The sequence below is a fragment of the Streptomyces johnsoniae genome, assembly GCF_031845565.1.
Lineage (GTDB): Bacteria > Actinomycetota > Actinomycetes > Streptomycetales > Streptomycetaceae > Streptomyces > Streptomyces johnsoniae.
Genome location: NZ_JAVREV010000016.1, coordinates 185,836 through 202,940, shown reverse-complemented (window position 1 = coordinate 202,940; position 17,105 = coordinate 185,836). Strand labels below are relative to the sequence as shown.

The following is a 17,105-nucleotide window of genomic DNA, read 5'->3' as shown; positions in this document are numbered from 1 at the left end:
TCACGGCGCGGCCGTCACGGCGGCCACGACGAGCAGCAGGCCCGCCGAGATCCTCGTCAGCCCGCGCCCCGGGCGGCGGGCCGCGCCGCCCACGCGGGCGGCGGTGAGCCCGACCGCGGAGTACACCAGCCCGCACAGCAGGATGTGCAGCGCCCCGGGGCGGATCACCGGGGGCGGGTCACCGGGGGCGGCTCACCGGGGGCGGCTCACCGGGGGCGGGTCACCCGGGGCGGCTCAGCCAGTGGAACAGGGCCATCGCCACGCTGGTCGCCAGGTTGTAGCTGGAGACGCCCTCCCGCATCGGCAGGGCCACCAGGCCCGTGGCCCGTTCCTTGAGGGCGGGGGACAGGCCCGGCCGTTCCGAGCCGAAGGCGAGCAGCGCGCCGTCCGGCACCGGGACGGAACGGATGTCCGTCCCGGCCGGGTCGAGCCCGTACAGCGGTCCGGGCGGCAGGGTGTCGAGGCCACCGGCCCGGTCGACCGCCGTCGCGTAGTGCAGCCCGGCGGCGGCGCGCAGCACCGCCGGATGCCACGGGTCGGCGGTGCCGGTGGTGATCACGCCCGCGGCGCCGGCGCCGGCGGCGAGACGAATGACGGCGCCGATGTTCCCGAGGTGGCGCGGGTTCTCCAGAACCACCACGGGGCCCCGTCCTGGCACCGGCGGGCGCGGCGCGGGGCGGGCCAGGGCGGCGACGCCGGTGGGGTGCGGGCGGGGCACGAGCGCCGCGAGGTCACGCGGCGGCACCGGCGTGAGCAGCTCGGCCAGCCGCGGGTGCAGGTCGGGCGCCAGGTCCCGGGCCAGGTCGAGCGCCGCGGCGCGGTCCTCGGCCACCGCGAGCGGCACCTCGGCGCCGAAGCGCAGCGCGTGCTTGAGCGCGTGGAAGCCGTCCAGCAGAACGGTGTCCCGTGCGGCCAGTTCGCGCCAGGCGGCGGCCGTGTTCGTCGTCACCGGGTCTTCGCCCAGGCCGGTGCCCGGTCCGCGGCGGCGGCCCCGGGCTCGGCCGGGCCCGCGTCCCGCGCGGGCCGGCCGGGCGCGGGACGGCGGCGCAGGCGCCGGCGCACGGGATCGGTCACCCGCTGGGCGCGCGCACCCAGCCACAGCAGGAAGGCGGTCGGCAGGAAGACGCTGTCCATGGCGATCATGGCCATGGAGAAGAACGGCAGCCCGAGCAGCACGGCGATCCCGATGTGCTCGCCGATCATCAGCACCAGCAGCACGTTCTTCGCGCGGCGGTTGAGCAGCGCGAACGGGAAGGCCACCTGCACGAACACCGTGCCGTAGGTGAGGGCCGTGATGATCAGGCCGCTGCCCACCAGCAGGTCGCTCAGCTCGGGCCAGACGTTGAAGTAGTCCAGCTCCATCGGGTAGTAGACGGCGGTGCCGTCCTGCCAGCGCGAGCCCTGGATCTTGTACCAGCCCGCGGTGGCGTAGATGATGCAGACCTCCGCCATGATCACGAACAGGGCCGCGTTGTGCACGAGATTGGCGACGATGTCGGAGACGATGCGCGGCTCGCCGGGCGCGAAGCGCCGGATCAGCCACCAGTAGCCGTGCACCAGCCACATCCCGGCGAAGAACAGGCTCCACACCGGGCTGTCGATCTTGCCGCTGACCAGCGCCGCCGCCAGCACGACGCCGAGCACCGCCCACACCGCGATGCCCACCGGGTCGTCCGTGGCGCGGCGCCCCGGCGCCCGGCGCGCACGCCGGCGCGCGTCCAGCGACCAGACCTGACCGCAGCGGGTGAGGACCAGGTACATCACCATGAGGTGGATGACATTGTCCCCGCCGTCGCCCATGAAGACGCTGCGGTTCTGCACGGACAGCACGCCCACCATGAACAGCACGGACGTCGCGCGCGTGCGCCAGCCGAGCAGCATGCCGACGGCGGCGAGGATCGTCAGGTGGTAGACCAGCTCGAACCAGGCCCCGGAGTCCGACCACAGCAGCAGCGTGAACGCGCCGTTGTTGTCGACGAACCGCGTCGCCAGGTCGAAGCCCCACGGGCTGTCAGGACCGTACAGCTCGTGCCGGTTGGGCCACTCGTGCAGCAGGAAGAGCAGCACGGTCGTCGCGAAGCCGATGCGCACGATCGCCGTCTGGTGCGGGCCGAGGGCGCGCCGCGTGATGTGGCCGATGCCGCGCGCGAGCGCCGCGTCGAAGCGGCCCCCGAGGTCGCGGAACGGCGAGGGCGGCGGCCCGTCCGTTCCCCCGCCGGTGGCCGTGCCGGCCGTGCCGGCCGCGTTCGTCCGCTGAGCGGGAATGCTCACCGCTGGTCCCCTTCCCCGGTCCGATCCGAGGCGAGTGCGCCGGTCGGCAGGTCCTCGGTCGTCACCACCCACCAGTCCAGCTCCTCGTGGACGGGCGAGGTGTCGAAGTCCTCCTGCCGCCACTCGGGCGCGGGCACCCGCTGGATCGTGGAGCGCAGCTGGATGCGTTCCACGGTGTCGACGTCCATCCGGTCCGCCAGCCGCAGCAGCGTGATGCGCCGCACGTACGACTCGGACAGCTCGCCCCGCAGGCCCACCGCGTCGCCGTCGTCGTCGTGGGACTTGGTGTAGAAGTCCCAGGCGCGGCGCAGCGTGTTCTGCGCGGTGTGGCTGGGCAGCAGCTGGTGCTCGATGCCCTCGATGTCCATGGCGGTCAGGCTGATCCAGTCGGTGACGCGGCTGGTGCCGTCCTCGTCCGTGACCTCGGCGCGCACGGCCAGACTCTCGTTGCGCTGGAGGGGGTTGGGCGCGAACAGCTTCCAGTTCTGCTCGAACTCCGGGTAGATGTAGCCGCGGACGGTGTCGTGGTGCTCCTCGTTCAGGGTGTTCGACGGCGCGACGAAGAGGAACACCATCGCCATGTGCCACGCCGTGAACGCGGCGACGCCCCCCACCGCGACCGCGATGATGATCCGGGCCGGGAGCGACAGCGCGCCGAGGCGGACGGACTCCGTCGGTGTCTCGTCGGCTTCGGCTTCTTCCTGTGCCGTGTCGGATGACAGCATGCTCGGCCCGCTCCCCCAGGGACTCATCTCGCTTGACCCGAGCACGGTACCTGTCTCCCGGCCGCCTTGACACGCCGGAGCGTCCGCAGCACCATCGAACCGAACGATCGGTCGGCGCGGAGGGCTGAGCGGTGGGTACAGCGGTGAGCGCGGAGCCGGAACGGGCCCGCGCCGAGGACTTCGAACGGACCATCGCCGCCGACGAGCGGATCGAGCCACGCGACTGGATGCCGGACGCCTACCGCGCCACGCTGATCCGGCAGATCGCGCAGCACGCGCACTCCGAGATCATCGGCATGCAGCCCGAGGCGAACTGGATCACCCGCGCCCCCTCGCTGCGCCGCAAGGCCATCCTCATCGCCAAGGTCCAGGACGAGGCGGGCCACGGCCTCTACCTGTACGGGGCCGCGGAAACCCTGGGCGCGAGCCGCGCGGAGCTGCTCGGCAAACTGCACACCGGCCGCCACAAATACTCGTCGATCTTCAACTACCCGACCCTCACCTGGGCCGACGTGGGCGCCATCGGCTGGCTCGTCGACGGCGCCGCGATCACCAACCAGGTGCCGCTGTGCCGCTGCTCCTACGGCCCCTACGCCCGCGCGATGGTGCGGATCTGCAAGGAGGAGTCGTTCCACCAGCGGCAGGGCTACGAGCTGCTGCACACGCTCGCCCGCGGCACCGGCGCGCAGCGCGCCATGGCCCAGGACGCGGTGGACCGCTGGTGGTGGCCCTCCCTGATGATGTTCGGCCCGCCCGACGACGCCTCGCCGCGCACCGCGCAGTCGATGGCCTGGAAGATCAAGCGGCACACCAACGACGAGCTGCGGCAGCGCTTCGTCGACATCTGCGTGCCGCAGGCCGAGGCCCTGGGCCTCACCCTCCCCGACCGGGATCTGCGGTGGAACGAGGAGCGCGGCCACTGGGACTTCGGCGCGGTCGACTGGGACGAGTTCCGGGCCGTGCTGTCCGGCGGAGGACCGTGCAACGAGCAGCGCCTCGACCAGCGCCGCCGGGCGCACGAGGAGGGCGCGTGGGTGCGCGAGGCGGCGGCGGCGTACGCCGCCAAGCACCCGGCCGGAGCCGACCGATGAGCGGGGCGACGAGCGGGGCGATGAGCGAGGCGATGAGCGAGGACGACGCCGACTGGCCGCTGTGGGAGGTGTTCGTCCGGCCGCGGCGCGGCCTGGCCCACACCCACGCGGGCAGCCTGCACGCGCCGGACGCGGAGCTGGCCCTGCGCAACGCCCGCGACCTGTTCACGCGCCGCGGCGAGGGCGTCTCGCTGTGGGTGGTCCCCGCGGCGGCCGTCACCGCCTCCTCCCCCGACGAGCGCGACCCGTTCTTCCGGCCCGCCGCGGACAAGCCCTACCGGCACCCCACCTTCTACGAGGTGCCCGAGGGGGTGCGGCACCTGTGACGGCGCCCGCGCTCACGGAGTCGGAACGGGAGGCCGCGCTCGCCCTCGGCGACGACGCGCTGATCCTGTCCCACCGGCTCGCCGAATGGGCCGGGCACGCCCCCGTCCTCGAAGAAGAGGTGGCCCTCGCCAACCTCGCGCTCGACCTGCTCGGCCAGGCCCGCGCGCTGCTCTCCCTCGCGGGCGACGAGGACGAGCTGGCGTTCCGCCGCGACGCACGCGACTTCCGCAACCTCCAGCTCGTCGAGCAGCCGAACGGCGACTTCGCGCACACGGTCGTCCGGCAGCTGTTCCACGCCACCTGGCAGGAGCTGCTGTACGCACAACTCGCGTCCGGCGGCGGCCCGTTCGCCGCCATCGCCGCCCATGCGGCGCCCGAGACCCGCTACCACCGCGACCACGCCGTGACCTGGACGCTGCGCCTCGGCGACGGTACGGCCCAGAGCCACGCACGGACCGGGCGCGCCGTCCGGGCGCTGTGGCGCTTCACGGGCGAGCTGTTCGAGCCCGTGCCGGGACTCGCCGGAACGGACCGGGGGGCGCTGCGCGCCGCCTGGACCGAGCGCGTCACCGAAACGCTGCGCGCCGCGACACTCCCCGTACCCGAGGCCCCGGCGCCCCCCACCGCCTGGTCCGCGGGCGGCGGGCGGCGCGGCATCCACACCGAGCCGTTCGGCCGCCTCCTCGCCGAGATGCAGCACCTGCACCGCAGCCACCCGGGGGCGGCGTGGTGACCCGGCTGACCGCGCTCGCGGGCGCGGTCCCCGATCCGGAACTGCCGATGGTGACCCTGGCGGACCTCGGCGTCCTGCGCTCCGTGCGGCGCGAGAACGAGGAGGGGCCCGTCGTCGTGGAACTGGCGCCGACGTGGCTCGGCTGCCCGGCCGTCGAGACCATGGCCGAGGACATCCGGCGCACCCTGCGCGCCCACGGCGTGCCCGAGGTCACCGTCCGCACCGTTCTGGACCCGCCCTGGCGCACCGACGACATCACCGCGGAAGGCCGCCGCAAGCTCACCGCGGCGGGCATCGCGCCGCCCAGGGCGGGCGGCCCCGTGTTCGTCGGGCTGCCCGCCCCGCCGGTGCCCTGCCCGCGCTGCGGCAGCACCGACACCACCCTGCTCAGCCGCTTCTCCGGCACTCTCTGCCGCGCGCTGCGCCGCTGCGCCGCCTGCCGCGAGCCGTTCGACCACGTGAAGGAGCGGTGATGTTCCACCCACTCACCGTCGCCCGCACCTCGCGGGCCGCCGAGGACGCGGTGGCCGTCACGCTCGCCGTGCCGCCGCCGCTGCGCGCCGCGTTCCGGCACGTTCCCGGGCAGCACCTGACGTTCCGGCACGGCGCGCTGCGCCGCACCTACTCCATCGCCTCGGCCGCGGCCGACGGCGGCGCGGACCTGCTCACCGTCGGCATCAGGCACGTGCCGGGCGGCGCGTTCTCCGCCGGCTTCGCGCGGGAGCTGGCCGCGGGCTCGTGGGTGGACGTGCTGCCGCCGCGCGGGCGCTTCACGCTGCGCCCGCGCCCCGGGCACTTCGCCGCCGTGGCCGGCGGCAGCGGCATCACGCCGGTGCTCTCGATGGCGGCCACACTGCTCGCGGCCGAGCCCGCCGCCCGCTTCACGCTGCTGCGCAGCGACCGCAGCGCGGCCAGCGCGATGTTCCTCGACGAGGTGGCCGACCTGAAGGACCGCCATCCCGGCCGGTTCCAGTCGCTGCACGCGCTCACCCGCGAGGAGCGCAGCGCCGGCCTGCCCCCCGGGCGGCTCGACCGCGCGCGGTTGCGCGCCCTGCTGCCCGCGCTGCTGCCCTGCGACGCCGTCGCCGGCTGGTACCTGTGCGGCCCTGAGGGGCTCATCGACGCGGCGCGCGGTGCGCTGCGCGCGCTCGGGGTGGCGCGCGAGCGCGTGCACATCGAGCTGTTCCACGCCGGAGCGGCGCCGCCCGAGCCCGGCGCGAACGCCGCCGGGGCGGCGGACGCGGCGAACGCCCAGGCCGGCACGCTGACGGCCACGCTCGACGGGCGCCGCGCGAGCTGGCCGGTCGCGGCGGGCGAGACGCTGCTGTCCGCCGTGCTGCGCAACCGGCCGGACGCCCCCTACGCCTGCCGCGGCGGCGTGTGCGGCACCTGCCGCGCGCGGCTGACGGACGGGCGGGTGCGGATGGACCGGAACTACGCGCTGGAGCCCGCCGAGACCGAAGCCGGGTACGTCCTGGCCTGCCAGTCCCGCCCGCTGACGGACCGGGTCGGCCTCGACTTCGACGCCTGAGCCGGGAGATCCGGCCCTCGCCCGCGGCCTATCGTTGAGCGCATGAGGCAGCAGCGCCAGGACAGCGGGACCGGCCGCGCGGCCGGTACGTCCATCTTCACCGAAATGACCGAACTGGCCCGCGCCACCGGGTCGGTGAACCTCGGCCAGGGCGTGCCGGAGCTGGACGCGCCGCCGACGCTCCTCGCGGATGTCTCCGCGGCCGTCCTCGCCGGGCACAACCAGTACCCGCCCGCGTTCGGCTTCCCCGCCCTGCGCGAGGCGATCGCCGCGCACCAGCGCGCGCACTACGGCCTCGACCTCGACCCGGCCGCCGAGGTGCTGGTGACCTCGGGCGCCACCGAGGCGCTGGCCGCGGCCTGCCTGGCCCTGACCGGCGCGGGCGACGAGATCGTCACCTTCGACCCCGCCTACGACGCGTACCCCGCGGGCGCCCGCCTGTCAGGCGCGCGCCTGGTGACCGTTCCGCTGGCCATCGACGGGGACGGCTTCCAGCTCGACCCGGACGCGCTGCGCGCCGCGCTGACGCCCGCGTCACGGCTGCTTGTGCTCAATTCGCCGCACAATCCGACCGGCAAGGTGTTCACCCCGGACGAACTCGTGCTCATCGCGGAGGCCGCGTGCGAGCACGATCTGACGGTCGTCACGGACGAGGTGTACGAGCACCTGGTCTACGACGGCGCCCGCCACGTGCCGATCGCGACGCTGCCCGGCATGCGCGAACGGACGCTGACGATCAGCTCCGCGGGCAAGACGTTCAACGTCACCGGCTGGAAGGTCGGCTGGGTGAGCGGCCCCGCCGCGCTGGTGGCGGCCGTGATGTCGGTCAAGCAGTGGCTGACGTACGCCTCGGGCACGCCCTACCAGGAGGCCATCGCCACCGCGCTCGGCGGCGTCGCGGACTGGGCGGCCGGGCTCCGGGAGACGCTGCGCGGCAACCGGGATCTGCTGGCCGGCGGCCTGCGCGCGGCCGGGCTCAGCCACTTTCGCGCGGACGCCGGGTACTTCCTCCAGGCCGACATCCGGCCGTGGGGCTTCCATGACGGACTGCGGTTCTGCCGCGAACTGCCGGAGCGCGCCGGGGTGGTGGCGATCCCGACCTCGGCGTTCCAGCAGGGCGTGGACACCACGCCGTGGCTGGTGCGCTTCTCCTTCTGCCGGCGCGAGGCGTCCCTGCGCGACGCGGTGGCCAGGCTGGCGGCCCTCACCCCGTAGCCGCTGTCCCGCGGCGGGGGGCGGTCAGAGGACGAACGGGTCGTCCCCCTCGCCGACCAGCGGGCGGCCCGCCGCCTGCCAGGCGTGCATGCCGCCGTCCACGTTCGCCGCGTCGAGCCCCTGCTGCACGAGGTAGGCGGTGACCTGCGCGGACCGGCCGCCGACCTTGCACACCACGTGGAGGCGGCCCTCGGACGCGAGCGCGGTGATCTCGCCGAGGCGCTCGACGACCTGCCCGATCGGGATGTGCAGCGCACCCTCGGCGTGCCCCGCGGCCCACTCCTCGGGCTCGCGGACGTCGAGCAGTGGCGCGCCCGCGGGCACGGCGTCGGCCGTCACGGTGGGAAGGGCGAAACTCATGTCCCCGACCCTACCCGGCCAGCAGCCCGGCCAGTTCGGCTTCGCGGGCGGCGACCCGCTGCCGCAGCTCCTCGGCGACCTCGGCCAGCATCCGGTCCGGGTCGTCGCCCGCCATCCGCAGCATGGAGCCGATCGCGCTGTCCTCCAGGGCGGCGGCGGCGTCCGCGAGCAACTCCTTGCGCCGGGCCAGCCACTCCAGGCGTGCGTACAGCTCCTCGCCGCGGCTGCGCTCCGGCTCTGGGCCCGCGCCGCCGCGCGCCCACTCCTCGGCGAGGGCGCGCAGCTCCTCGGTGTCGCCGCGGGCGTACGCCTGGTTCACGCGGGCGAGGAACGCGTCCCTGCGGTCCCGTTCGGTGGGGTCGGCTGCCAGGTCGGGGTGGCATTCGCGGACCACCTCGCGGTAGAGCTTCCGGGCCTCCTCGTCCGGCCGGACGCGCTGCGGCTCCTGCACCGACTGCTCGGTGAGCATGGCGTAGCCCTCCGGGCTGAAGCCCTCGCCGTCCAGCCAGCCCTGGAACAGCTCGGCGACCCGCGGCATCGGCGCGACCGCCGCGCGGGCCTCGGCCGCCCGCCGCTGGTCCGCCGGATCGCCGGTGCGGGCCGCGACGGCCTCGGCGATCTCCGCGTCCAGCTCCTCAAGACGCGCATAGAGCGGCCCGAGCCGCCGTTCGTGGAGGCGCGAGAAGTTCTCCACCTCGATGCGGAAGGTCTCCACGGCGATCTCGAACTCGATCAGCGCCGTTTCGGCCGCCCGGACGGCGCGTTCGAGCCGCGCGGTCGTCTCGTCGTAGTCGTCCGTCACCCGCTCAACCCTACGGGCCGTGGCGAGGGCCGGGCGCCGCCCGGCTCAGTCGCGGAACTCGGCGGGGCACTTCCCCGCGGCGTCCTCCAGGTGGGCCTCCGCCCAGCGGGTCAGCTCCTGGAGCGCGGGGCGCAGCTCGCGGCCCGCGGCCGTCAGCCGGTAGCTGACGCGCAGGGGCGGGCCCTCCTGGACGTGCCGGCTGACCAGGCCCTCGTTGGCCAGCTCGGTGAGCCGGTCGGACAGCATCCGTTCGCTGATGCCGGGAACGGCCCGCCGCAGCTCGGTGAAGTGACCCGGGCCGCCCATGAGCGCGGCGATGAGCACGCCCGTCCAGCGCTTCCCGAGCAGCCCGAAAACGCGCAGCACGGCGGCGTCCGGGGCGGTGCACAGCGCGTGCCGCTCGCTCTCCGCGTCGGCCGCCAGAAGCGCCTTGTCGTGGTTGTCCGGTACTTCCAGCATGTAACCACCCTACCCGAGAGGCAGCTGGTGCAGAAAAGTAAGTCACTGTGGTAAAACTAGTAGCAGCGGAAGTTTCACTTCCTAATCTAATACTCAGACCATACGTGGAGGAACCCTCGTGGCCACGCTGCTGCACATCGACAGCTCGTTCAACGGCGACAAGTCCGTCTCCCGGGCCGTCACCGCAAGCTTCCGCCAGGCGTGGGCGGAGCAGCACCCGGAAGGCACGGTGATCTACCGCGACCTTGCCACCGACCCGCTGCCCCACCTGACCGCGGAGGCGTACTACCCCGGCTTCATCCCCGCCGAGGAGCGCACCCAGGAGCAGCAGGCCGCCTTCGCCCTGCGCGACTCCCTGGTGACGGAGCTGGAGACCGCCGACGCGGTGCTGCTCGGCGTTCCGCTGTACAACTACTCGGTGCCCTCGTCGTTCAAGGCCTGGCTCGACCACATCATCGTCGTCGGCCGCACCGCGGGAGAGGCGCCGAGCGCCGCGGGCAAGCCCGCCACCATCGTCACCAGCCGCGGCGGCTCCTACCGGCCCGGCACCCCGATGGAGGGCCGGGACTACAACCACCCCTACCTCCAGTTCGTGCTCGGCCAGCAGTTGCAGCTCGACGTCGAGTTCATCGTCCCGGAGCTGACCCTGGCCCCGACCACCCCGGCCATGGCGTCCCTGGTCGAGCAGTCCGAGGCCTCGGCCGCCCAGGCCCACGAGGACGCCCGCGCGCGGGCCAAGAGCCTGGCCACCCAGCTCGTCGCCTGAGCCCCGTCCTGCCCGGCCGCCGTGCTACCCGGCCGCCCGGGTCCGGCCGGCCCGGTCGGCGCCGCGCCCCGCCCCCTGCCCCGGCAGCCGCGGGGACGCGGCGCCGAGCCGGTGCCGCACGCCCCGGGTGAGCCGGTCGGCGGTGAACGTGACGCCGTGCACGAAGCGCATCGCCGGGCCGAACACCGGCGCGGTCAGCAGCCCGGCGAAGAAGAGGCCAGGCCAGGACGACTCGAAGCACGCGCTCAGCGCGGGCGCCCGCGTGCCGCGCACGGTCCGCAGCTGCTCGCGCAGCGCCGGATCGAGCAGCCGCAGCCGCCGCAGATCCGGGACGAAACCGGTCGCCGCGATCACGTACCCGGTTCTGATCACCTCACGGCCCGACCCGTCCCGCATGGCCACGTCGAGGCCGACCCCGCCGCCCGGCAGCGCTTCCGCCCGCAGCAGCCGCCGGCCGAGCCGCACCGGAACGACGCCCTCCAGGCGTTCCCGCAGCCACCAGGCACCCGCCGGGCCGAGCGCCGTCGCCGCCACGCGCGCCCGCGTCCCGGCCGGCAGCCGCCGCACCGCCCACGGCAGCTGTGCCCACGCCCAGTTCGACCAGCCGGCGCCCAGGCCGCTGTGCGGCGCGCGCAGCGCCGCCGCGGGACCGCGGCGCAGCGGCTGCGGCGGAGTGTTCCAGCACACGGCGTCCGCGCGCGCCACCACGGTGGGCCGCGCCCCCGCCTCGGCGAGCAGCGCCGCGGTCTCGAGCGCCGCCTGCCCGGCGCCGATCACCGTCACGTCCATGCCCGCGAAGCGGGCCAGATCACCGTGGTCGCTGCTGTGGCCGGCCAGCCCGGCGGGCAGCCCGGCCAGCGCGCCGGGGAGCGAGGCGAACGGCAGCACGCCGGCCGCGAGCGCCACGTTGTGCGCGGGCAGCGGCGGGCGGCCGTCCCCCGTCTCCACCCGGAAGCCGTCCGCCCAGGGCCGCACCGCCGTCACGGTGCGTTCCTCCACCGGCAGCGGCAGCCGGTCGGCGAACCACAGCCCGTACCGGGTGAACGTGTCGATCGGCAGCGGTTCGCCGTGCGCGGCGCGCAGGCCGCGGCCCGCGCAGTAGGCGGCCAGCGTGTCCGCGCCGGCCGGGTCGGACAGACTGGACGCCCACGGCTCCGACTTCAGGAACATGCCGGGCGGCATGTGGTCGCGCCACGACGCCATCGGCCGGCCGAGCACCCGCACGTCGAGACCGGCCGCCGCGGCGTGCGCGGCGATCGACAGACCGTAGGGCCCGGCCCCCACCACTACCAGGTCATGCATCGCGCCACATCCTTCGCTTCCGTCACTCCGGCCCCCCTGCTTGCGTCCCCGTTTCCGTTCCCGTTCCCGTTCGCGTTCCCGTCCCCCGCCCGTGCCCGCAGCGGGCCGCGGCGCGGCCAGCCGCCCGCCATCGCGAAGAACGGCGCCGGGTCGTCGGCCGCGAACCACGCCCACTCGACCTCGCGCCCCCCGCGCCGCCACCGCCGCCCCGCGGCGAGCGCCGCGAGCAGCCCGTAGTTCTCCGCGACGAACACCCGGCCCGGACCGGGTGCCCGCGGCGCCGCGGGCACCGCGCGCCCCGTCAGGTCCAGGTGCAGCGCGCGGACCACGTCGAGGCCGTCCGGCCCTTCGAACAGCCGGAACTGCGCGCCCGGACGCGGGTTGAAATCCAGCAGGTACGGCACCCCGGACCCGGCATCGACGCGGAAGTCCAGATCGAGCACCCCGTGGTAGCCGAGGTGGTCCGCGAGCCGCAGGGCCGCGCGCGCCACCGCCGGGTGCGGCAGGCGGCTGCCCACCGCCGTCAGCCCCGCCCCGACCGGCCACGACAGGTCCTTGCGCCCGGTACCGCCCGCCAGGAGCCTGCCGTCCGCCGCGAAACAGCCGTGGAAGAACCAGTCCGCGCCGCGGCCCCCGGGCACGAGACGCTGGAGCAGCAGCCTGCTGCCCGCGCGCCCCGCGCACGCGAACAGCCGCCGCACCTGCCCGGCCCCCGTCACCACCGTGGTGCTGCGCAGCGCCCCGCCCGGCGGCAGCAGCCACGGGCGGCTCCACTTCGCCACGGCCGGAAGACCCAGCCGCCGCACCGCCGCCACCGCGTCCGCCGCGCTGTCCGGCACGGCCGTCCGCGGGTGCGGCAGCCCGAGCCGCCCGCACAGCGCCGCGAGTTCCGCCTTGTCCGCGGCCCGTTCCGGCGGCCGGGCGGGCCCACGGGGCAGCAGGTAACGGCCGCGCAGCCGCCCGGCCAGCCGGGCGGCGGTGATCGCGCCCAGATCGTCCATCGGGATCAGCACCGCGGGCCGGCCGATGCGCGCCGCCACCCGCAGCAGCGCCCCTTCCACCTCAGCCGCCGAGCAGGCGTCCCCGCGGAAGACGTGCCCGCGCCACAGATAACGGGAGCGGACGAGCGGGCTGCGCGCGCCCTCCACGAAGGCGTGCACCTCGACCCCCGCACGCCCCAGAGACCTGACCGCCCCCAGCGAACCGTGGTGGAACGGGTTCCGGTCCAGACGAAGCAGCAGCGCGGGGACCCCGGCATCGAGCGGTGACGGTGACATGCCGCCGATCCTTCACCGCGGCACCGCGCCCGCCGGGCCACCGGGGCGGCGGACTCCTCGGTCGGACTACCGGAAGCGTTCGCCCGGCGCATTCCGCACACGGTGTGACTTACCTCATGTCCCGGGCCCCCGACCGACCCGACCGATGAGTTCCGCCCGCCCGTGCGGTCCACCCACCATGACCACACCTGCCACGGGCCCCGACCTCGCACCGACCGCGCGGCGGCTCGCCGCCCTGCTCGACGGCGTCGGCGAGGACCGTCTCGACCACCCCACCCCCTGCCCCGACTACCGGGTGCGGGACCTGCTCCAGCATCTGCTCGCCCTCACGCTCGCCTTCCGCGACGCCGCCCGCAAGGACCTCGGGCCCTGGACGAGCGTCTCCCCCGACGCACCCGACGCGCCGCGCCCGACGCTGGAGGGCGACTGGCGGGGCAGGCTGCGCGAGCAGCTCGACGAGCTGGCCGCCGCCTGGCGCGAGCCCGCCGCGTGGCGCGGCACCACGCAGGCCGGCGGCGTGGAGCTGCCCGGCGAGGTCGCGGGGCTCGTCGCGCTCAACGAACTGGTACTGCACGCCTGGGACCTGGCGCGGGCCACCGGGCAGCCCTTCGCCGCCGACGAGGACGCGGCCCGCGCCTCGATCGCGCTGCTCGGACAGGAGACGGACAGCGCGGCGCGGAGCGGCACCGGCTTCGGGCCCGTCGTTCCGGTGCCGGAAACCGCGCCGCTCCTCGACCGCGCCGTCGGGCTCAGCGGCCGCGACCCGTCGTGGACGCCGCCCGTCAGGACGTGATGCCCAGCTGGGCGGCGGCCCGCAGCCACTTCGGGAACTCGGAGAGCACCCGGTCGTACAGCTCGTCGTCCGGCACCTTCGCGATGTCGGCGACGGAGAAGAAGCCGACGTTGTCGATCTTGCGGCCCGGCAGCGTGTCGAACTTCTTCAGCACCCCGAAATTCGACTTGCCGAGCCCGACGAACTGCCAGAAGACCGGTTCGAGCGCCGCATCGCGCAGCTGCTGCTCGATCTCCCTGTTGCGGTAGACGCCACCGTCCGAGAAGAAGAGCACGAGCGTCGGCACGTCGAGCGGCCGGCCCCGCACGAACGTGCGGACGGCCTCGATGACCTTCTGTTCCTCGTTCTGGATGCCGACCATCGCCATGTCGACCTGGCCGGGCTGCCGGCCGGGCGGCGGCCCGCCGCCGTCCTTCTTCTTCCTGCGGAACATCGGCGCGTTGTGGCCCCCGACGCGGACGTGCAGCTCCAGCCACGACGGCAGCTCGCCCAGGCGCAGGTCCGGCAGCTGCGCCGGGTTCGTCGCGAACGTCCAGGCCTGCATCTGCCCGTCGTCGTCCAGGGCGGCGGCCACGGCGGCCATCCGTTCCACCGTGTCCTTGACGACGCCGGTGCGGTACAGCTTCGTCATCGACCCCGACGCGTCGAGCACGAGCACCACGCGCGCCCGCAGGCCGCCGGGCGCGCCGTGCTTGTCCAGGCAGACGGTCACCTTCTCCTTGCGCAGCGACAGCCGTTCCCGCATCTCGGGCGGCAGCAGCTCCGTACCCCCGAGACCCGCGGACGGCGGCGGCGGTGGTGGTGCCGCGGCGGGCGGCGCGGGCGGGGCGGGCGGCGGCGCCTCCTCCTCGACGCTGATGCCGAAGTCGGTGGCCAGCCCGGCGAGGCCCGAGTCGTAGCCCTGCCCGACCGCGCGGAACTTCCACTGCCCGTTCCGCCGGTACAGCTCCCCGCTGACGAACGCGGTCTCGCTGTCCGCCGTCATGTCGAACGCCGCCAACTCCGCGCCGCTCGCCGCGTCCTGGAGCAGCAGCCGCAGCCCGGGCAGCTCCCCGAACGTGCCGCCGTCCGCGGACGCGGCCAGCACCACCCGTTCGATCCCGGGCTCAAGCGCGTTCAGACGCACCTCGACCGCGTCCGCGCCGGGCTGCTTGCCCACGTGCCGAACGGCGCCCGAGGCGTGCTCGGGCTGGTTGTAGAACACGAAGTCGCCGTCGCCGCGCACCTTGCCCTCGCCGGTGAGCAGCAGCGCGGAGGCGTCCGCGTCCGGCGCGTCCGGCCGGCCGGCGGCCCAGCTGAGGACGGCGCGCACGGCGCCGGCGGCGACGGGCACGTTCGCGCCCTTGCCGATGGATATGCCAGTCATCCGGCCAGTCTGCCCGCTTCCGGCCGGTCAGGCACCGAGCCCGCCCACGATAGTCGTCTCCTGCCGGGTGAACTCCCCGGTGAGCAGCGGCATCGCCGCCGCGATGGCGTCCTGCGCCTCCGGCAGGTCGAGCGACGCGTCGTGCGCCTCCTTGCTCTCCCAGACCTCCGTGACCCAGATGACGTCCGCGTCGCTGTCCGACACGCCCACGACGTACGACCGGCACCCGAACGCCCGGAGCGCGTCGGCCGACCGCAGCAGCAGCGCGGCGACCTCGTCCCGCCGCCCCGGCTCGGTCCGCATGCTTCCGATGTATCCGTACACCCCGCCACCTTCCCACCGCGCGCGGCCCGCGGCCACCGGACCGCGCGGCGTGTGTTCGACCGGTCAGTCGGTGAGCGGCAGATAGACGCGGCGGCCCGCTTCGGCGAACTCCCTGGACTTCGCGAGCATGCCCGCCTCGATCTCCGCCTCGCTGAGCGAGGCGTCCGCGCCGTCGGGCCCGTACTTCTCCATCACCTCGCGGCTGATCTTCATCGAGCAGAATTTCGGCCCGCACATCGAGCAGAAGTGCGCGGTCTTCGCCGGTTCGGCCGGCAGCGTCGCGTCGTGGTAGGCGCGGGCGGTGTCCGGGTCGAGGGCCAGGTTGAACTGGTCCTCCCAGCGGAACTCGAAGCGCGCGTCGGACAGGGCGTCGTCCCTGACCTGCGCGCCGGGGTGACCCTTGGCGAGGTCGGCGGCGTGGGCGGCGATCTTGTAGGTGATGACGCCGGTCTTCACGTCGTCGCGGTCGGGCAGACCGAGGTGTTCCTTCGGGGTGACGTAGCACAGCATCGCCGTGCCCCACCAGGCGATCATCGCGGCGCCGATACCGGAGGTGATGTGGTCGTACCCGGGGGCGACGTCCGTGGTCAAAGGGCCGAGGGTGTAGAACGGCGCCTCCTCGCACAGCTCCTGCTGGAGGTCGACGTTCTCCTTGATCTTGTCCATGGGAACGTGCCCGGGGCCCTCGATCATCGTCTGGACGTCGTGGACCTTGGCCATGCGGTTCAGCTCGGCGAGCGTGCGGAGTTCGGCGAACTGCGCCTCGTCGTTCGCGTCGGCGACGGAGCCGGGGCGCAGCCCGTCGCCGAGGGAGAACGTGATGTCGTAGGCGCGGAAGATCTCGCACAGCTCGGCGAAGTGCGTGTACAGGAAGCTCTCCTCGTGGTGCGCCAGGCACCAGGCCGCCATGATCGAGCCGCCGCGCGAGACGATGCCGGTCTTGCGGCGCGCGGTCAGCGGGATGTAGCGCAGCAGCACGCCGGCGTGCACCGTCATGTAGTCCACGCCCTGCTCGGCCTGTTCGACGACGGTGTCGCGGTAGATCTCCCAGCTCAGCTCCTCGGCCCGGCCGCCGGTCTTCTCCAGGGCCTGGTAGAGGGGCACGGTGCCGATGGGCACGGGGGAGTTGCGCAGTACCCACTCGCGGGTGGTGTGGATGTCGCGGCCGGTGGACAGGTCCATGACCGTGTCGGCGCCCCAGCGGGTGGCCCACGTCATCTTCTCCACCTCCTCCTCGACGGAGGAGGTCACCGCGGAATTGCCGATGTTGGCGTTGACCTTCACCAGGAAGTTCTTACCGATGATCATCGGCTCGGACTCCGGGTGGTTGACGTTGACCGGCAGCACCGCGCGGCCCGCGGCGATCTCGTCGCGGACGAACTCGGGGGGCCGGTTCTCCCGGATCGCCACGAACTCCATCTCGGGCGTGATCACCCCGCGTCTGGCATAGGCCAGTTGTGTGACGTCCCCCGTGCCGTCGGCACGCCGCTCCGCGATCCAGCGGTGGCGCAGCGAGGGCAGCCCGCGGCGGACGTCGGTGCCGACGGCCGGGTCGGTGGCGGGCCCGGAGGTGTCGTAGAGCGTGACGGCGTTCCCGTCGGTGAGGTGGACCCGCCGCACCGGGACCCTGAGGTCCGGGCGCGAGCCGGTGAGATATGCCTTGTGCGATCCGATGGCGGCAGACGAACGTGTGTCCCGCGTGGTCATGAGACCTACTCCCTACGCCGGCATTACCCGGTAACAGGTTCGGCGGTCGGCGCAGC

20 protein-coding genes are annotated in these 17,105 nt (G+C 74.4%); 8 read left to right on the top strand and 12 right to left on the bottom strand.

Features of this window, described 5'->3' with window-relative positions:
* The 4 genes from RM779_RS26140 to RM779_RS26125 are packed head-to-tail and all read right to left on the bottom strand — an operon-like array spanning position 1 to position 2,996.
* Positions 1–168 (bottom strand): hypothetical protein, encoded by a 168-nt coding sequence (locus RM779_RS26140; protein WP_311620210.1) that lies wholly within the window; start codon positions 166–168, stop codon positions 1–3.
* A 52-nt stretch (positions 169–220) separates the two neighbouring features.
* A complete protein-coding gene (locus tag RM779_RS26135; protein WP_311620209.1) occupies positions 221–949 on the bottom strand; it encodes a TrmH family RNA methyltransferase in 729 nt (242 codons plus the stop codon).
* Entirely contained in the window at positions 946–2,271 is a 1,326-nt protein-coding gene (locus RM779_RS26130; RefSeq protein WP_311620208.1) for an HTTM domain-containing protein, read from the bottom strand. The genes RM779_RS26135 and RM779_RS26130 overlap by 4 nt, the downstream gene beginning before the upstream one ends.
* Positions 2,268–2,996, bottom strand: coding sequence for a DUF5819 family protein (locus tag RM779_RS26125; protein ID WP_311620207.1), 729 nt, complete (start codon positions 2,994–2,996; stop codon positions 2,268–2,270). The genes RM779_RS26130 and RM779_RS26125 overlap by 4 nt, the downstream gene beginning before the upstream one ends.
* Before the next feature lie 131 nt (positions 2,997–3,127).
* Between RM779_RS26125 and paaA the strand changes: the two genes are divergently transcribed.
* From paaA to RM779_RS26095, 6 genes are read left to right on the top strand one after another with little or no spacing between them, the layout of a single operon-like run.
* Positions 3,128–4,087, top strand: coding sequence for a 1,2-phenylacetyl-CoA epoxidase subunit PaaA (gene paaA / locus RM779_RS26120; RefSeq protein ID WP_311620206.1), 960 nt, complete (start codon positions 3,128–3,130; stop codon positions 4,085–4,087).
* Positions 4,084–4,413 carry a 1,2-phenylacetyl-CoA epoxidase subunit PaaB gene (gene paaB / locus RM779_RS26115; protein WP_449657306.1) on the top strand — a complete coding sequence of 110 codons (330 nt, stop codon included), beginning with the start codon at positions 4,084–4,086 and terminating at the stop codon, positions 4,411–4,413. The genes paaA and paaB overlap by 4 nt, the downstream gene beginning before the upstream one ends.
* Positions 4,410–5,147, top strand: coding sequence for a 1,2-phenylacetyl-CoA epoxidase subunit PaaC (gene paaC, locus RM779_RS26110; protein ID WP_311620205.1), 738 nt, complete (start codon positions 4,410–4,412; stop codon positions 5,145–5,147). The genes paaB and paaC overlap by 4 nt, the downstream gene beginning before the upstream one ends.
* On the top strand, positions 5,144–5,620 hold the full coding sequence (gene paaD / locus RM779_RS26105; RefSeq protein WP_394813388.1) for a 1,2-phenylacetyl-CoA epoxidase subunit PaaD: 477 nt from the start codon (positions 5,144–5,146) through the stop codon (positions 5,618–5,620). Before paaC ends, paaD begins: the two co-directional genes overlap by 4 nt.
* Positions 5,620–6,678, top strand: coding sequence for a 2Fe-2S iron-sulfur cluster-binding protein (locus tag RM779_RS26100; protein WP_311620203.1), 1,059 nt, complete (start codon positions 5,620–5,622; stop codon positions 6,676–6,678). Before paaD ends, RM779_RS26100 begins: the two co-directional genes overlap by 1 nt.
* Positions 6,679–6,720: 42 nt before the next feature.
* Positions 6,721–7,893 carry an aminotransferase class I/II-fold pyridoxal phosphate-dependent enzyme gene (locus RM779_RS26095; RefSeq protein WP_311620202.1) on the top strand — a complete coding sequence of 391 codons (1,173 nt, stop codon included), beginning with the start codon at positions 6,721–6,723 and terminating at the stop codon, positions 7,891–7,893.
* Between the two features lie 24 nt (positions 7,894–7,917).
* On the opposite strand, the gene RM779_RS26090 is transcribed toward RM779_RS26095, so the two are convergent.
* From RM779_RS26090 to RM779_RS26080, 3 genes are read right to left on the bottom strand one after another with little or no spacing between them, the layout of a single operon-like run.
* On the bottom strand, positions 7,918–8,253 hold the full coding sequence (locus tag RM779_RS26090) for a rhodanese-like domain-containing protein (RefSeq protein ID WP_311620201.1): 336 nt from the start codon (positions 8,251–8,253) through the stop codon (positions 7,918–7,920).
* Between the two features lie 10 nt (positions 8,254–8,263).
* Complete coding sequence (locus tag RM779_RS26085; RefSeq protein ID WP_311620200.1) at positions 8,264–9,055, bottom strand: J domain-containing protein; 792 nt, start codon at positions 9,053–9,055, stop codon at positions 8,264–8,266.
* 45 nt (positions 9,056–9,100) lie between these two features.
* Entirely contained in the window at positions 9,101–9,514 is a 414-nt protein-coding gene (locus tag RM779_RS26080) for a winged helix-turn-helix transcriptional regulator (RefSeq protein WP_311620199.1), read from the bottom strand.
* A 118-nt stretch (positions 9,515–9,632) separates the two neighbouring features.
* Between RM779_RS26080 and RM779_RS26075 the strand changes: the two genes are divergently transcribed.
* A complete protein-coding gene (locus RM779_RS26075) occupies positions 9,633–10,280 on the top strand; it encodes an FMN-dependent NADH-azoreductase (RefSeq protein ID WP_311620198.1) in 648 nt (215 codons plus the stop codon).
* 24 nt (positions 10,281–10,304) lie between these two features.
* On the opposite strand, the gene RM779_RS26070 is transcribed toward RM779_RS26075, so the two are convergent.
* Both RM779_RS26070 and RM779_RS26065 read right to left on the bottom strand, forming a co-directional pair.
* Positions 10,305–11,582, bottom strand: coding sequence for an NAD(P)-binding domain-containing protein (locus tag RM779_RS26070; protein WP_311620197.1), 1,278 nt, complete (start codon positions 11,580–11,582; stop codon positions 10,305–10,307).
* Entirely contained in the window at positions 11,567–12,859 is a 1,293-nt protein-coding gene (locus tag RM779_RS26065) for a carboxylate--amine ligase (RefSeq protein WP_311620196.1), read from the bottom strand. The genes RM779_RS26070 and RM779_RS26065 overlap by 16 nt, the downstream gene beginning before the upstream one ends.
* Positions 12,860–13,037: 178 nt before the next feature.
* Here RM779_RS26065 and RM779_RS26060 point away from each other — a divergent pair, with 178 nt between their 5' ends.
* Positions 13,038–13,652, top strand: a complete 615-nt coding sequence (locus RM779_RS26060) for a TIGR03086 family metal-binding protein (protein WP_311620195.1) — start codon at positions 13,038–13,040, stop codon at positions 13,650–13,652.
* On the opposite strand, the gene RM779_RS26055 is transcribed toward RM779_RS26060, so the two are convergent.
* From RM779_RS26055 to thiC, 3 genes are all read right to left on the bottom strand, one after another.
* Positions 13,642–15,018, bottom strand: a complete 1,377-nt coding sequence (locus RM779_RS26055) for a VWA domain-containing protein (protein ID WP_311620194.1) — start codon at positions 15,016–15,018, stop codon at positions 13,642–13,644. The two genes, RM779_RS26060 and RM779_RS26055, sit on opposite strands and share 11 nt — an antisense overlap.
* A gap of 27 nt (positions 15,019–15,045) precedes the next feature.
* Positions 15,046–15,321 (bottom strand): putative quinol monooxygenase, encoded by a 276-nt coding sequence (locus RM779_RS26050; protein WP_077063404.1) that lies wholly within the window; start codon positions 15,319–15,321, stop codon positions 15,046–15,048.
* A gap of 84 nt (positions 15,322–15,405) precedes the next feature.
* Positions 15,406–17,049 (bottom strand): phosphomethylpyrimidine synthase ThiC, encoded by a 1,644-nt coding sequence (gene thiC / locus RM779_RS26045; protein WP_311620193.1) that lies wholly within the window; start codon positions 17,047–17,049, stop codon positions 15,406–15,408.
* Positions 17,050–17,105: the final 56 nt, after the last annotated feature.